Annotated in this window: 13 protein-coding genes (1 of these 13 cut by a window edge); 4 read left to right on the top strand and 9 right to left on the bottom strand. The window is 72.3% G+C overall.

Features of this window, described 5'->3' with window-relative positions; genetic code table 11:
* The 3 genes from OG370_RS31320 to thyX all read right to left on the bottom strand — a co-directional run.
* Window positions 1-155 carry the beginning of a ribonuclease J gene (locus OG370_RS31320; protein ID WP_328470162.1) on the bottom strand. It extends 1,531 nt beyond the left edge of the window, so only the first 155 of its 1,686 coding nucleotides appear in the window; its start codon is at window positions 153-155; the stop codon falls past the left edge of the window.
* A gap of 210 nt (window positions 156-365) precedes the next feature.
* Complete coding sequence (gene dapA / locus OG370_RS31315; RefSeq protein ID WP_328470160.1) at window positions 366-1,265, bottom strand: 4-hydroxy-tetrahydrodipicolinate synthase; 900 nt, start codon at window positions 1,263-1,265, stop codon at window positions 366-368.
* A 182-nt stretch (window positions 1,266-1,447) separates the two neighbouring features.
* Window positions 1,448-2,194, bottom strand: coding sequence for an FAD-dependent thymidylate synthase (thyX, locus tag OG370_RS31310; protein ID WP_328470158.1), 747 nt, complete (start codon window positions 2,192-2,194; stop codon window positions 1,448-1,450).
* Window positions 2,195-2,362: 168 nt separating this feature from the next.
* Between thyX and OG370_RS31305 the strand changes: the two genes are divergently transcribed.
* Window positions 2,363-2,905, top strand: a complete 543-nt coding sequence (locus tag OG370_RS31305; RefSeq protein ID WP_328470156.1) for a hypothetical protein — start codon at window positions 2,363-2,365, stop codon at window positions 2,903-2,905.
* A gap of 103 nt (window positions 2,906-3,008) precedes the next feature.
* Here the strand turns inward: OG370_RS31305 and OG370_RS31300 are convergent, their stop codons facing one another.
* The 6 genes from OG370_RS31300 to OG370_RS31275 form a co-directional block, all read right to left on the bottom strand.
* Window positions 3,009-3,524 carry a hypothetical protein gene (locus OG370_RS31300; RefSeq protein ID WP_328470154.1) on the bottom strand — a complete coding sequence of 172 codons (516 nt, stop codon included), beginning with the start codon at window positions 3,522-3,524 and terminating at the stop codon, window positions 3,009-3,011.
* 4 nt (window positions 3,525-3,528) lie between these two features.
* Window positions 3,529-4,326, bottom strand: coding sequence for a 4-hydroxy-tetrahydrodipicolinate reductase (gene dapB, locus OG370_RS31295; RefSeq protein ID WP_328470152.1), 798 nt, complete (start codon window positions 4,324-4,326; stop codon window positions 3,529-3,531).
* 114 nt (window positions 4,327-4,440) lie between these two features.
* Complete coding sequence (locus OG370_RS31290; protein WP_328470150.1) at window positions 4,441-5,817, bottom strand: M16 family metallopeptidase; 1,377 nt, start codon at window positions 5,815-5,817, stop codon at window positions 4,441-4,443.
* The gene (locus OG370_RS31285) at window positions 5,814-8,033 is read right to left on the bottom strand and encodes a polyribonucleotide nucleotidyltransferase (RefSeq protein ID WP_328470148.1); all 2,220 of its coding nucleotides are present in this window, start codon (window positions 8,031-8,033) and stop codon (window positions 5,814-5,816) included. Before OG370_RS31285 ends, OG370_RS31290 begins: the two co-directional genes overlap by 4 nt.
* 345 nt (window positions 8,034-8,378) lie before the next feature.
* The gene (rpsO, locus tag OG370_RS31280) at window positions 8,379-8,666 is read right to left on the bottom strand and encodes a 30S ribosomal protein S15 (protein WP_033173003.1); all 288 of its coding nucleotides are present in this window, start codon (window positions 8,664-8,666) and stop codon (window positions 8,379-8,381) included.
* A gap of 237 nt (window positions 8,667-8,903) precedes the next feature.
* Window positions 8,904-9,491 carry a chloramphenicol phosphotransferase CPT family protein gene (locus tag OG370_RS31275; protein ID WP_328470146.1) on the bottom strand — a complete coding sequence of 196 codons (588 nt, stop codon included), beginning with the start codon at window positions 9,489-9,491 and terminating at the stop codon, window positions 8,904-8,906.
* A 351-nt stretch (window positions 9,492-9,842) separates the two neighbouring features.
* Here OG370_RS31275 and OG370_RS31270 point away from each other — a divergent pair, with 351 nt between their 5' ends.
* From OG370_RS31270 to OG370_RS31260, 3 genes are all read left to right on the top strand, one after another.
* A complete protein-coding gene (locus OG370_RS31270) occupies window positions 9,843-13,529 on the top strand; it encodes an SCO5717 family growth-regulating ATPase (protein ID WP_328470144.1) in 3,687 nt (1,228 codons plus the stop codon).
* Window positions 13,530-13,745: 216 nt separating this feature from the next.
* A complete protein-coding gene (locus OG370_RS31265; RefSeq protein ID WP_328470142.1) occupies window positions 13,746-14,675 on the top strand; it encodes an ABC transporter ATP-binding protein in 930 nt (309 codons plus the stop codon).
* A complete protein-coding gene (locus OG370_RS31260) occupies window positions 14,672-15,544 on the top strand; it encodes an ABC transporter permease (protein WP_328470140.1) in 873 nt (290 codons plus the stop codon). Before OG370_RS31265 ends, OG370_RS31260 begins: the two co-directional genes overlap by 4 nt.
* The last annotated feature ends 14 nt before the right edge of the window (window positions 15,545-15,558 follow it).

Here is a 15,558-nt window from a genome sequence, read left to right as displayed (position 1 = left end):
AAGAGGACACCGCAGTCGACGATCAGCAGCCGGCCGGCGTATTCGAAGACGGTCATGTTGCGGCCGATCTCACCCAGGCCGCCGAGCGGTGTGATGCGCAGACCGCCCTCGGCGAGTGCCGGCGGGGGACCGAGTTCAGGGTGCGGATGACTCAAAGGGTTTCTCCTTACCGCGCATGCCAGAGGGCCCCTCGTGGGGGCCGTGGCCGGCGCGACGCTGTTCCGATGTTCGAATGGTGGTGCCGCGTTCGGATTTCTTTTCCGACGTTTTCGTGGTCCGCGCATGATCCGCTCGTGTCAGTGTCCGGCGGATTTCGCGAAGTGCTGCTGTATTCAGTTGTGAAGTCCTGTGTGCTCCGGGCGTGCTCAGAGGTGTACCCCGCCGGCGGCGAGATCCTTCCTGAGCTGCTCGGTCTCCTGGTCGCCGAGGGCGACCAGGGGGAGCCGGAGCGGGCCTGCGGGCAGCCCGCGCAGCGCGAGGGCGGTCTTCGTGGTGATGACGCCCTGGGCGCGGAACATGCCGGTGTAGACGGGCAGCAGGCACTGGTGGATCTCGGTGGCCTTGGCGACGTCGCCGCTGGTGTACGCCTCCAGCAGGGCGCGCAGCTCGGTGGAGACCAGGTGGCCGACGACGGAGACGAAACCGACCGCGCCGATCGACAGCAGTGGCAGGTTGAGCATGTCGTCGCCGGAGTACCAGGCGAGGTCGCTGCGGGCGATCGCCCAGCTCGCGGCGGCGAGGTCACCCTTGGCGTCCTTGTTCGCGACGATCCGGGGGTGGTCGCCGAGCCGCACCAGGGTCTCGGTGTCGATGGGGACGCCGCTGCGGCCGGGGATGTCGTAGAGCATGACCGGCAGGCCGGTGGCGTCGGCGATGGCGGTGAAGTGCCGGTACAGGCCCTCCTGCGGGGGCTTGCTGTAGTACGGCGTGACGGTGAGCAGGCCGTGGGCACCGGCCTGCTCGGCCTGGCGGGCGAGGGTGACGCTGTGCGCGGTGTCGTTGGTGCCGACGCCGGCGATGACGTGTGCGCGGTCACCCACCGCTTCGAGTACGGCTCGGACCAGCCGGTCCTTCTCGTCGTCGCTGGTGGTGGGCGACTCGCCCGTGGTGCCGTTGACGACGAGTCCGTCGTTGCCCTGGTCCACGAGGTGGGCGGCGAGCCGCTGTGCGCCGTCGACGTCGAGCGCGCCGTCGGCGGTGAACGGCGTGACCATCGCGGTCAGCACCCGCCCGAAGGGGGCGTCAGGGGTGGAAGTCGGAGCCATGCATCCCACGTTACTGGGTGTGTGTGCGGCTGTGCAGCCACGGTACCTGCGGGTGCGGGCGGCGGGACCCACGGTGAGGACTCCAGCGCTGCCTGCTCGGGGGTTCAAGCAGCACCGGAGTCCGTTTCCGCAGCCTAGATGAACTTCGCGAATGCCTGCAATCCGAACACTTCGGACATTTTCTACGGGGCGATTCGGCCGTTCGCGTTGAACGCGGCGTGGGTGAGCGGCATCAGCTTCGCCCACTCCGCCTCCATCAGCTCGCCGACCATCTCGATCTCCCGCTGCGGGAACGACGGGACCCGGGCGAGTTCGTGCTGGGTGCGCAACCCGAGGAAATGCATCAGCGACCGCGCGTTGCACGTCGCGTACATCGACGAGAACAGCCCCACCGGCAGCGTCGACCTCGCCACTTCCCGAGCCACACCGGCCGCCAGCAGCTCCTGATACGCCGCGTACGCCTGCTGGTACGACTCTGCCATCACGGCGAGTGCCGCCGTCCGCTGCTCCTCGCGCCCCTGGACGAACTCGTACTTGCCCGGCCGCCCCTGCTGCACCAGCTTCCGATCCGCCCCCGGCAGGTAGAACACCGGCTGAAGCTCGCGATACCTGCCGGATTCCTCGTTGTAAGACCATCCGGCCCTGTGGCGCATGAATTCGCGGAAGACGAAGATCGGGGCGCTGATGAAGAAGGTCATCGAGTTGTGCTCGAAGGGGCTGCCGTGGCGGTCCCGGATGAGGTAGTTGATCAGGCCCTTGGAGCGGTCGGGGTCCTTGGCCAACTCTTCGAGGGACTGCTCGCCCGCCGTGGAGACGCGGGCCGCCCACAGGACGTCGGAGTCGGACGCGCTGTGCTTGACGAGGTCGACGGTGACGTCGTCGCGGAAGCGGGCGGGGGCGGCCTCGGTGGAGGGCGGGTCGGTGGACACCGGCGGGTCCTTCCTGTTGTCTGTTGTGCGCCGCTCAGCTTATGGGGTGGGTCCGACCGGCGGTCGCAGGCACCGGGCCCGCCCCGGAGCTTGGCCACGGTGACCGGGACGGATAACCTCACCGGTCAGAGCCCCCGCACCTGACAGAAGCCGAAGAGGATTCTCCGCGTGTCCTTGCCCTTCCGCTCCGTAGCCACCGTCGACGACGAGTACGCGACCGGCCGTCCGCTGCCGCACGACGTCCGGGACCGCTGGATGCGCCCGTACCGCCCCGGACCCTGGCGGGTCGCGATCGCCGCGCTGGCGCTGATGCTCGCCGCGTATCTGCTGTTCGCCGCCCTGATCATGGTCGCGGCGAAGAGTGTGCAGGGCGGTGGTGTGCTGGTGCTGATCGCGGCGCTGGTGATCGCGGCCACGCTGCGGCTGCTGCGGATGGGGGTGTGGCTGAGCGGGAAGGGCCTGCGGCAGGTCGGGTACTTCGGCACGGTCACGGTGCCCTGGCAGCAGGTGACGTCGGTGCGTACGGCGCAGCAGCCGGTGCGGGTGCTGGGGCTGCCGCGCAGCGTGCAGGGGCAGGCGCTGCTGATCGGCCGGCGCGGGTCGACGCTGCGGCCCCTGATGACCGATCACAACGCGGATTTCCTCGGGCGGTCCGAGGCGTTCGACGTCGCGGCGGACGCGATCGAGGGCTGGTCCCTGGAGCTGCGCTAGCCGCTCCCCCGGTCGAGCCGTCCCGCCGGCGCCGATGCGTTCCCGATCCCCGCTCACCTTTCAGCGGGTGCGGCGCCGGACTCCTGAGGCCCTCGTCGTACGGTTACGCGCCGTTGGGGGTGCGGTCGCCGGTCCGGCCGGCGGCCGGGGACGCGCCAGGTGTGCGGGTGGCGGCGGTTGCCTCGGCGTCGTGGAGCCGAATGGCACGCTGCATCGCCTTGCGGGCACGAGGGGTGTCGCGGGCGTCGAAGTAGGCGACCGCGAGGCGGAACCAGTTGCGCCAGTCGTCGGGGGCGGCCTCGGTCTCGGCCTGGCGTTTGGCGAAGACCGCGTCGGCGGAGGCGCGGTCGATACGGCCGCTGGGGGTGCGGGCCAGTTCGTCGACGGGCAGGCCGCCCTCGGCTTCGAGTTCGCGGCCGAGCCGTCCGGCGTGTCGGGCGAACTGGGTGGTGTGCCACAGGAACCAGGCGCCGATCAGCGGAAGGACCAGGACCGCGATGCCGAAGGCGACGGTGACCGGCCGGCCGTCGGCGATCAGCAGCACCCCGCGGTCGCCGACGAGCACGAAGTAGAAGACGAGGACGACCGCGGAGACGGTGTAGCTGAGCTTGGCGCGCATCGGTTCAGGCTCCCTGGTGCCCGGTGGCCGGGGAGCCGTCCGCCGCGGCGGGCCCGTCGGCCAGGAAGTGCTCCAGGCCGAAGGTGAGGCCGGGCACGCCCGGTACCGTGCGGACCGCGAGCAGGATGCCGGGCATGAAGCTGCTGTGGTGCAGCGAGTCGTGGCGGATGGTGAGGGTCTCGCCGGCGCCGCCGAGGAGGACTTCCTGGTGGGCGAGGAGGCCGCGCAGCCGTACCGAGTGCACCGGGACGCCGTCGACGTCGGCGCCGCGGGCGCCGTCGAGGCCGTGGGTGGTGGGGTCGTGCTGCGGTGGGAGGCCGGCTTCGGTGCGCGCGGCGGCGATGAGCTGGGCGGTGCGGGTGGCGGTGCCGCTGGGCGCGTCGGCCTTGTTGTCGTGGTGCAGCTCGATGACCTCGACGGACTCGAACCAGGGGGCCGCCTGCTGGGCGAACCGCATGGTGAGGACGGCGCCGATGGAGAAGTTGGGGGCGATCAGGGCGCCGGTGCCGGGGGCGGCGTCGAGCCAGCCGCGGAGGGTGGCCAGCCGCTCGGGTGTCCATCCGGTGGTGCCGACCACGGTGTGGATGCCGTGGCCGACACAGAACTCCAGGTTGCCCAGGACGGAGTCGGGGTGGGTGAGTTCGACGGCGACCTGGGCGCCCGCGTCGGTCAGCGCCTCCAGCGGGTCGCCGCGGCCGATCGTGGCGACCAGGTCGAGGTCGTCGGCGGCCTCGACGGAGCGGGCCGCCTCGGAACCGATCCGGCCCTTCGCACCGATGACGGCCACTCGCAGCTTGCTCATCGTTGGGGAGTCCTCCGGGTGTAAGGGTCACGCAGCAGGGTGTGCGGTTGTTACACGGTGCCTGTACGTGCCGGGTGGCGGCCGACGGGCGGGGTGACAGGCGGGGGTGACGGGTTACGCGATCGCTTCGTGCAGTCGCGCGGCCTGCTTCTCCTTCACCGGCCCTATGACCGCCAGCGAGGGACGCTGTCCCAGTACATCGCGGGCCACCTCGCGCACCTCGCCCGGGGTCACCGCGGCGATCCGGGCCAGCAGGTCGTCCACGGACAGCTGCTCGCCCCAGCACAGCTCGCTCTTGCCGATCCGGTTCATCAGGGCGCCGGTGTCCTCCAGCCCCAGCACCGTGGAGCCGGAGAGCTGGCCGATGGCGCGGCGCAGTTCCTCGTCGCTCAGGCCGTGCTCGGCGACGTGGTGCAGTTCGTCGCGGCAGATCTTGAGCACGTCGGGCAGGCGGCGCGGCTGGCAGCCCGCGTAGACGCCGAACATGCCGCAGTCGGCGTAGGAGGAGGTGTAGGAGTACACGGAGTACGCCAGGCCGCGCTTCTCGCGGACCTCCTGGAAGAGCCGCGAGCTCATGCCGCCGCCGAGCGCGGTGTTGAGGACGCCGAGCGCCCAGCGGCGCTCGTCGGTGCGGGACAGGCCGGGCATGCCGAGGACGACATGGGCCTGCTCGGTGCGCCGGTCGAGGATCTCGACGCGTCCGCCGCCGCGGATCGTACGGCTGCCGGTTCGCGGCGGCCTGGGTACGGCGTCGGCGTCGGTCAGGGCGCCGGCGCGTTCGAAGGCGCGGCGGACCTGGCGGACGACGGTGGCGTGGTCGATGTTGCCCGCGGCGGCGACGACGAGCCGGGTGGGGTCGTAGTGCTTGCGGTAGAAGCGGGCGACCTGGTCGCGGGTGAGGCCGTTGACGGTCTCGACGGTGCCGAGGACGGGGCGGCCGAGCGGGGAGTCGCCGAGCAGCGCGGTGGTGAACAGGTCGTGCACCTGGTCGCCGGGGTCGTCCTCGGTCATGGCGATCTCTTCCAGGACGACGCCGCGTTCCGCGTCGATGTCCTCCTGGCGGATCAGGGACCCGGTGAGCATGTCGCTGACCACGTCGATGGCGAGCGGCAGGTCGGTGTCGAGCACCCTGGCGTAGTAGCAGGTGTACTCCTTGGCGGTGAAGGCGTTCATCTCGCCGCCTACGGCGTCGATCGCCGCGGAGATGTCGAGGGCGCTGCGCCGCTCGGTGCCCTTGAAGAGCAGGTGTTCCAGGTAGTGGGTGGCGCCGCCCAGCACGGGGGTCTCGTCGCGGGAGCCGACGCCGGCCCAGATGCCGAAGGTCGCCGAGCGCACGGTGGGCAGCGTCTCGGTGACGACGCGCAGGCCGCCGGGCAGCACGGAACGGCGTACCGTGCCGGTTCCGTCGGTGCCGGGCAGCAGGGTCCGCGTGCGGACGGCCCGCCCCTTGGTGGAGGGGCGGGCCGTCACTGCGGTGGAGCGGGTCGTCACTTGGCCGACTCGTCCTTCTTCTCGTCGTCGCCCTCTTCACCCTCGATGACCGGGATCAAGGAGAGCTTGCCGCGCTGGTCGATCTCGGCGATCTCGACCTGGACCTTGGCGCCGACGCCGAGGACGTCCTCGACGTTCTCGACGCGCTTGCCGCCGGCGAGCTTGCGGATCTGCGAGATGTGCAGCAGTCCGTCCTTGCCGGGCATCAGCGAGACGAAGGCACCGAAGGTGGTGGTCTTCACGACGGTGCCCAGGTACCGCTCGCCGACCTCGGGCATGGTCGGGTTGGCGATCTGGTTGATCGTCGCGCGGGCTGCCTCGGCCTGGGAGCCCTCGGTGGCGCCGATCAGGACGGTGCCGTCGTCCTCGATGGAGATGTCGGCGCCGGTGTCCTCCTGGATCTGGTTGATCATCTTGCCCTTGGGGCCGATGACCTCGCCGATCTTGTCCACCGGGATCTTGATGCTGATGATCCGCGGGGCGTTGGGGGACATCTCGTCCGGGACGTCGATGGCCTCGTTCATGACGTCGAGGATGTGCAGGCGGGCGTCGCGGGCCTGCTTGAGGGCCGCGGCCAGCACCGACGCCGGGATGCCGTCGAGCTTCGTGTCGAGCTGGAGGGCGGTGACGAACTTCTTGGTGCCGGCGACCTTGAAGTCCATGTCGCCGAAGGCGTCCTCGGCACCGAGGATGTCGGTCAGCGCGACGTAGTGCGTCTCGCCCTCGATCTCCTGGGAGATCAGGCCCATGGCGATACCGGCGACGGGGGCCTTGAGCGGCACACCGGCGTTCAGCAGCGACATGGTGGAGGCGCACACCGAGCCCATCGAGGTGGACCCGTTGGAGCCCAGCGCCTCGGAGACCTGCCGGATCGCGTAGGGGAACTCCTCGCGGGTGGGCAGGACCGGGATCAGGGCGCGCTCGGCGAGCGCGCCGTGGCCGATCTCGCGGCGCTTGGGGGAGCCGACGCGGCCGGTCTCGCCGACGGAGTACGGCGGGAAGTTGTAGTTGTGCATGTAGCGCTTGCGGGTCTCGGGCGCGAGCGTGTCGAGCTGCTGCTCCATGCGGAGCATGTTGAGGGTGGTGACGCCCAGGATCTGGGTCTCACCGCGCTCGAACAGCGCCGAGCCGTGCACGCGCGGGATGGCCTCGACCTCGGCGGCCAGGGTACGGATGTCGGTGACACCGCGGCCGTCGATGCGGACCTTGTCGCGGATGACGCGCTGGCGCACCAGCTTCTTGGTCAGCGCGCGGTAGGCCGCGGAGATCTCCTTCTCGCGGCCCTCGAACTGCGGCAGCAGCTTCTCGGCGGCCAGGCCCTTGACCCGGTCCAGCTCGGCCTCGCGGGCCTGCTTGCCGGGGATGGTCAGCGCCTGCGCCAGCTCACCGGTGACCGCGGACTCCAGGGCCTCGAACACGTCGTCCTGGTAGTCCAGGAAGATCGGGAACTCGCCGGTGGGCTTGGCGGCCTTGGCGGCCAGCTCGGACTGCGCCTTGCACAGCACCTTGATGAAGGGCTTGGCGGCTTCCAGACCGGCGGCGACGACCTCCTCGGTCGGCGCCTCGACACCGCCCTCGACCAGCTTGATGGTGTGCGCGGTGGCCTCGGCCTCGACCATCATGATCGCGACGTCGCCGTCGTCGAGCACGCGGCCGGCGACGACCATGTCGAAGACGGCCTCTTCGAGCTCGCTGTGGGCCGGGAACGCCACCCACTGGTTCTTGATCAGCGCGACCCGGACACCGCCGATGGGGCCGGAGAACGGCAGGCCGGCCAGCTGCGTGGAGCAGGAGGCGGCGTTGATGGCGACCACGTCGTAGAGGTGGTCGGGGTTGAGCGCCATGATCGTGCAGACGACCTGGATCTCGTTGCGCAGGCCCTTGACGAAGGACGGGCGCAGCGGGCGGTCGATCAGGCGGCAGGTGAGGATGGCGTCCTCGGAGGGGCGGCCCTCGCGGCGGAAGAAGGAGCCGGGGATGCGGCCGGCCGCGTACATGCGCTCCTCGACGTCCACCGTGAGGGGGAAGAAGTCGAAGTGCTCCTTGGGCTGCTTCGAGGCGCTGGTCGCCGACAGCACCATGGTGTCGTCGTCCAGGTAGGCCACGGCGGAGCCGGCAGCCTGGCGGGCCAGCCGGCCCGTCTCGAAGCGGATGGTGCGGGTGCCGAAGGTACCGTTGTCGATCACGGCTTCGGCGTAGTGGGTCTCGTTCTCCACTATGGGAATTCTCCTCGTCTTTGCCCGCAGGGCGTGTCCCTGCCGGGCCTTCGGTGGAGGTGCGTCGTCCAGCCGGGGCCGGTCTTCGATCGAAGCCTCCGGTGGCGGCTGCCACCCGGGGGCCACTACCGAGGACCGGCGTATGCGGCGGATAGGAGGACGCTCCTCCTCATTCGTTGTCAACAGCCCCATTGCACCAGACGCGGGCCGGATCGCGCACGTCATGTGCGCGGCCCGCGGGCGGGTGCCCCGGAACCGTCGAAGAACCGTCGAACGGTTGCTCGGAACCGCTGTACGGAAAAGGGAGCGGTCCCGTTGGACGGGGACCGCTCCCTGTACGGCTTCCTAGCGGACGCCGGCCGCACCGGCACGGATGCCGAGGCGCTCGCGGAGCTCACGGAAGCGCGTGATGTCCTTCTTGGCCAGGTACTGCAGCAGACGGCGGCGCTGGCCGACCAGGATCAGCAGACCACGACGCGAGTGGTGGTCGTGCTTGTGGGTCTTGAGGTGCTCGGTCAGGTCCGAGATCCGGCGTGACAGCAGCGCGACCTGGACCTCGGGGGAGCCGGTGTCGCCCTCCTTGGTGCCGAACTCGGCGATGATCTGCTTCTTCGTCTCGACGTCGAGCGACATACGGACTCCTCATGGTGTCTACGGCCTCCGAGCGCCCCCGGTCTACATCGCGGGGGAATCTCACATGACTCGCGAGGCGCTGTCACGTGGTGCGTGCACACACGTGACCGTCACCCAGGGTACCAGGGTGCGTCGACCCCCTTACCCGCGGGTCACCTCGGCGGGGAGACGCCGCCGGCAGCCTGCCCGGCGGGCCCGGCACCGGCCGGGTGGGTCACGCGAGGACCGGGTGGTGGGTCACACGAGCGACCTGGCCGCACGTGCCGCGCGGGCCGCGCGCAGCCGCCGGAACGCGGTCGGCGGCCGGCCGCAGGCGACGCGTGACTCGACGTACTCCTTGACGAGTTCCGCGCACTCGCGCGGCGACGCGGTGCCGGTGTCGCACTCGAAGTCGTACAGGCCGTGCGCGTGCACCCGGGTGTACTGGTAGGCGGCCAGGCCCGGCGGGCGGTCGGAGCGGGACTCCTCGCGGCGCTTCAGCTCGGGCAGCGGGCAGTGCACGCCGATCAGGAAGACCTCGACGTCGGTGAGGACGGTCAGGCAGTCGTCCAGCCGCCACGGCTCGCTCAGCACGTGGTCGACGACGAGGTCGTTGCCTCCGGCGGCCATGCCGGCCACGGCGCGGTGGAATCCCATCCGGGTCCGGGTGAGTACGGCGTCGAGCCCGTCGGGCGCGATCTCCTTGGCCGCACGCATGGCGTTGATCCCGTCGAGCGGGAAGTGGAAGTAGGGGTCGCCGTCGAGGATGGCCAGCAGTTCGCGGGCGATGCTCGATTTGCCCGAACTGGACGTGCCGTTGAGAAGGATGATCCGCCCGGGGCGCATGACGACGATCGTATACGCGCGTCGCCGCCCGGATGCCGGCAAGGCCCGGCGGGCGGAGGCACGCGGCGCTGGGTACGGCGCAACGGGGTCCGTCCGCGGGGCGGTTGGGGGCGCGGGCGGCGGACCGCGGTGGTGCGGGGGCGTTACGCGCAGTGGTCCGGGCCGCCACGTGTCCGGGGCGGTTCGGGCGGGAAGGAGCGGAAAGGGTGTCCGAACGGCCTGACGGCGTACGTCGACCGGCTATTAGGCTGTCCGTCAGAGTGGCGGGGCCGTGGGGCGCAGAGGCGTCCGGCGGCGCACGGGGTGGGGAGACGGTGACGTGTGACTCCCCGACGCAGACCTGGAGGCATTGTGAGCAGCGATCGGGACGACAACCGCGTGGGCGGGGCCGCCCCTGTCGAGGGCCCCTCCGGGGGTGAAGTCTCGGACATCACCGGGGAGTACCGCTTCGATTTCACCCCTCCGGCCTGGTACATGCAGAGCGGCAGCGACAGCGGCGCCGACGACGCGGCGGACGCCGACGCGGACCGGGACGCGCACGAGCAGGAGCAGGAGCAGGACGCGCCCGCCGCCACGGGCACGGCGGACCACGCGGGCGACGCTGACGGCGCGGCGCCGCGCGGACCGGTCTGGGAGCCGCGGCCCGCGTCCGACGCGGGAGCGGCGTCGAGCGACGCGTCGTCGTGGTCTGCTGCTTCGCTGCCGCCGGTGCCGGGTCTGGGTTCCGGCTCGGGTTCCGGTTCTGGATCGGGCGCACGGGTGGGTTCGGGCACGCTGCTGGGCGAGGGCGCGGATGCGGGCGCCGACGTGAACAGGGGTACGGACACGGGTGCGCGGTCGGAGCCGGCCGCGGACAAGCCTTCGTGGTCGGCGAGTTCGGTGCCGTCGATCTCGCGTCCGGCGGCCGCCGAGCCCGAGCGGGCGGAGGAGCCCGCGCCGGAGCCGCAGGACGCGAGGCCCTCGTGGTCCGCGTCGGCTGTGCCGTCCATTCCGCCACCCACCGCCGCCCCCGAGCCCGGACCGGTGGCGGCCGAAGCGCCGGAGCCGGAGGACGCGAAGCCGGTGTGGGCCCGTACCGACGCCGCCGACGCGCCCTCGGAGGCGCCCACTTCGGCGCCCGGGCCGACGACGGACACCGGGGCCGACGAGCCGCCGCATGGTGCCGAACCGGAGCGCCCGCGGCCGGCCGACTCGACGCTCCGCTTCAGCGCAGCGGCGATGCGGCGGGAGATCGAGGAGCGGGCGGACGCGATGATGGCAAAGGCGAGCAGGCCCGCGCCGGAACCGGAGGACGCCAAGCCGGCGACCCCCGAGCCCGAGGACGCGAAGCCGGCCGCCCAGCAGGCGCCCGAGGCGCCCTCAGCACCCGCGGCGCCCCCGGTGGAGGACGCGCCGCCGCAGAAGCGCGCCCCGGTGTGGACCCCGCTGCCCGTGCCGCCTACCGCCGACCCGAAGCCGTGGACGCCTGACGCCCCCCGCGGCCCGGTGCCGCCGTTGCCCCCGCAGTTCCAGCGCGCCGAGGAACCGGCACCCGCCGCACCGGCCGCTGCTGCTCCCCTGAACTTCCCGCCGCCGGTCGGCGAGCCGGTGCTCCCGGAGGGCTACGGCTTCCCGCCGCCGGCCGCGCAGCCGAACGAGCCGCCGCAGGGCCCGGGCGGCTACGGCTTCCCGCCGCGCCCGAGCGCACCCGAGGCACCGCAAGTGGCCGCGCCCGCCGAGCAGTCACCCGGTCCGACGGGGTACGCCCAGCCGCAACCGCCCGTTGCTCCCGCCGCACCTGCCGCACCTGCCGCACCTGCCGCACCTGCCGCGGCGCAGAGTCCGCAGCCCGCCCCCCAAGTACCCCAGTCCAGCTACGGACTTCCGGCGCCGACCGGGTACGCGCAGCCGCAGGCCCCGGCCGCGCCCGCGGCATCCGCCGCACCGCAGCACCCCCAACCCGCCCCCCAGCAACCCGGACCCGCCGGATACAGCTTCCCCCAGCAGTACTCCCCCGCCGAGGCACCGCCCGTCGGGCCGACCGGGTACGCGCAGCCGCAACCCCCAACCGCACCCGCGGCACCCGCGGCACCGCAGCACCCCCAACCCGCCCCCCAGCAACCCGGACCCGCCGGATACGGCTTCCCCCAGCAGTACTCGCCGGCGCCGCAGCCGGGCCAGCCGCACGCCCCCGCGCTGCCGGCCGCGGAGAACCCGCAGCCGCACGCCCCGGCGCCGGTGCCGAGCGGGCTGCCCCCGCAGCAGTCCGCGCCGCCCGCCGCCGTACCGCAGCAACCCCAGCCCCAGCAACCGCAGTTCGGGCAGCCGCAGTTTCCGCCGGCCGCCGAGGTCGGACAGCAGCCCGGGCCGGACGGCGGCTACGGCTTCCCGCGGCAGCCCGGACAGCCGCAGCCGGAGGCGGGCTCGCTCCAGCCGCTCCCCCAGCACGGCGCGTACGGCTTCCCGCAGCAGGGCGGCCCCGGGCAGCCGGGCCAACCCGGTCAACCGGGCCAACCCGCCATGCCGGAGGCCGCTCCGGCGGCGCCGGCCGCGCCCGTCGACCCGCGGGCCGGCGGCTGGCCGACCGTGACGCCCGACCAGCGCCAGCGCACCACGCAGGGCGGCGCACCGCTCGGCTACACCGCGGCCGTCGAGCTCAGTTCGGACCGGCTGCTGCGCAACCAGCCGAGGCCGAAGAAGCCCGGTGCCAACGCGCAGCCGTCCCGGTTCAAGCTCGGCGGCAAGAAGGAGGAGGCGGAGCGGAAGCGGAAGCTGGAGCTGATCCGTACGCCGGTGCTGTCCTGCTACCGGATCGCGGTCATCAGCTTGAAGGGCGGGGTCGGCAAGACCACGACCACCACCGCGCTCGGCTCCACCCTCGCCAGCGAACGGCAGGACAAGATCCTGGCGATCGACGCCAACCCGGACGCGGGCACGCTCGGCCGCCGGGTACGCCGGGAGACCGGCGCGACCATCCGCGACCTGGTCCAGGCCATCCCGTACCTCAACAGCTACATGGACATCCGCCGCTTCACCTCGCAGGCCCCCTCCGGTCTGGAGATCATCGCCAACGACGTGGACCCGGCAGTCTCCACGGCGTTCAACGACGAGGACTACCGCCGCGCCATCGACGTCCTGGGCCGCCAGTACCCGGTCATCCTCACCGACTCCGGCACCGGCCTGCTCTACAGCGCCATGCGCGGCGTCCTCGACCTGGCCGACCAGCTGATCATCGTCTCGACACCGTCCGTGGACGGCGCCTCCAGCGCCAGCACCACCCTCGACTGGCTGTCCGCCCACGGCTACGCCGAACTCGTCGCCCGCAGCATCACCGTCATCTCCGGCGTCCGCGAAACCGGCAAGATGATCAAGGTCGACGACATCGTGGCGCACTTCCAGACCCGCTGCCGCGGAGTCCAGGTCGTCCCCTTCGACGAACACCTGGCAGCCGGCGCCGAGGTCGACCTCGACATGATGCGACCCAAGACCCGCGAGGCGTACTTCAACCTCTCCGCCATGGTCGCCGAGGACTTCGTACGGGCACAGCAGGCACAGGGCCTGTGGACACAGGACGGCAGCAACCCGCCGCCGGTGCAGGCGCCGCCGATGCCGGGGCAGCCCGGCTACCAGGGCCAGCAACCAGGCCAACCCGGGCCGCAGCAGTACCCGCCGCCGGGACCGTACGGCGGCCCGCAGGACGGCGGCGCGCAGCCGTACCCGGCCCCGGGGCAGCCAGGACAGCCCGGTCAGTCCGGTCAGCCCACCGGTCCGTACGGGCAACCGGGGCAGCCGGGTCCTTACGGCGCCGCCCAGCCGATGCCGCCCGGCCAGGTCCCGCCGGGCCAGTACGGCGCGGCGCCACAGGGCCCCCCGCAGCCCTACCCGCCGGCGCAGCAGGGGCCGGGCCAGCCGGGGTTCCAGCCGGAGTCCTCCCAGCCCCAGGCGCCGCAGCCCCAGCAGGGCTGGCCGCAGCCGGGCCAGGACGGGCAACCGGGGCAACCGGCTCAGCCCGGACAGCCGCCGCAGTACGGATACCCGGCGCCGCCGCAACAGCACTGACCGCCCGCGCCCGGGACGCCCCGGGACGTCAGGGCGGGCCCCCGGTCGGCGTACGACACGGGTCGTACGCGCCGTCCGCCCGCAGGCGCACACGGCCGTCCGAAGGTCCGCCCGTGGGCCGTCGCCCGGCGGACCGCGGGAAACGACGATGGAAACAGCTCGCATCAGCGGGCGCCCAACCGCCGCACGGCGGCCCATCGTCCGAGGAAGCTTCCGATGATCGAAGCCCATGCCCTGTCCAAGCGGTACGGCGAGCGTGTCGCCGTCGCCGATCTGAGTTTCACCGTGCGGCCGGGCGCGGTGACCGGCTTCCTCGGCCCGAACGGCGCGGGGAAGTCCACCACGATGCGGATGATCCTCGGGCTGGACTCGCCGACCTCGGGCCGGGTGACCGTCAACGGCAAGGCGTACGCCGACCATCCGGCGCCGCTGCGCGAGGTGGGCGCGATGCTGGAGGCCCGCGCCATCCACACCGGCCGCAGCGCCTACCACCACCTGCTCGCTCTCGCCGTGACCACCGGCATCCCCCGCAGCCGGGTGGACGAGGTGCTCGACACCGTCGGTCTGAGCGCGGTGGCCCGCAAGCGCGTCGGCAGCTTCTCCCTGGGCATGGGCCAACGCCTCGGCATCGCCAGCGCGTTGCTCGGCGACCCGGCCACGCTCGTGCTGGACGAACCCGTCAACGGGCTCGACCCCGAGGGCGTGCTGTGGATTCGCACCCTCCTGAAGAACCTCGCCGCCGAGGGCCGTACCGTCCTGCTCTCCTCCCACCTGATGTCCGAGATGGCGCTCACCGCGGAGCACCTCATCGTCATCGGCCGCGGCCGCCTCATCGCGGACACCTCGGTGACGGAGTTCGTCGCGGGCGCGGGCGGCGGTTCGGTACGGGTCCGGTCCGACGAGGCCGAGCGGCTGCGCGGCCTGCTGGGCGGACCGGGCGTGTCGGTGGCCTCCGACACCCGGCAGGTGCTGGAGGTGTCCGGGCTGACCAGCGACCGGATTGGCCGGATCGCGGCCGACGCGGGCATCGCGCTGGCCGAACTCACCCCGCAGCAGGCCTCGTTGGAGGACGCGTTCATGGAGCTGACGAAGGACGCCGTGGAGTACCAGACTCCGCGGCACGAGACCGAGAGGCAGCCGGCATGAGTACGGGTACGGGCACGATCGCGGCCCCGGCGGGCCGGGGCGGGAGCGGCGAGGGCGCGGCCCTCGGACCCGACCGGTCCGGCGGCGGCACCGGCGTCACGCAGGCACGGGTGCTGTACTCGGAGTGGATCAAACTCCGGACGCTGCGGTCCACGTTCTGGACGCTGATCGGCGCGATGGTGGCGCTGATCGGCTTCGGGATGCTCTTCACGGCGATCACCGCGAGCCGCTGGCCGCACCTGGCGCCGCACGAGCGGGCCACGTTCGACCCGGTGGCGACCAGCCTGCGCGGCTTCTTCCTCGCGCAGCTCGCGGTCGGCGTGCTCGGTGTGCTCACCGTCAGCGGCGAGTACTCGACCGGGATGATCCGCTCGTCGCTGTCGGCGGTGCCGCGCCGGCTGCCGGTGCTGTGGGCGAAGGCGGCGGTGTTCGCGGCGGTGGTGTGGGCGCTCATGACGGTGGCCGCGCTGGTGGCGTTCCTCGCCGGCCAGTCCCTGCTGACCTCCCGGCACGTCGGGGTGTCGCTCACCGATCCGGGCGTACCGCGGGCGGTGCTGGGCACGGCCCTGTACCTGACGGTCGTCGGGCTGCTCGGGGTGGCGATCGGCGCGCTGATCCGCAACACGGCAGGCGGCATCGCCACGCTCTTCGGGGTGCTGATGATCCTCCCGGTGCTCGCCGAGGCGCTGCCGACCTCGTGGAGCGACCATGTCAGCCAGTGGTTGCCCAGTACGGCCGGGCAGTCGGTGTTCGCCATCCATCAGGAAAGTCACACGCTCGCCCCGTGGCCGGGTTTCGTGGTCTTCTGTGCGTACGCCGCCGCCGCGCTGGCCGGTGCGGCGGTCCTGCTGAAGCGCCGCGACGCGTAGGCCCGGACTCTTCC

Source organism: Streptomyces sp. NBC_00448, from assembly GCF_036014115.1.
Taxonomy (GTDB): Bacteria; Actinomycetota; Actinomycetes; order Streptomycetales; family Streptomycetaceae; genus Actinacidiphila.
Note: the sequence above shows the minus strand (reverse complement) of the source record. Positions and strands in the feature narration are given on the sequence as shown.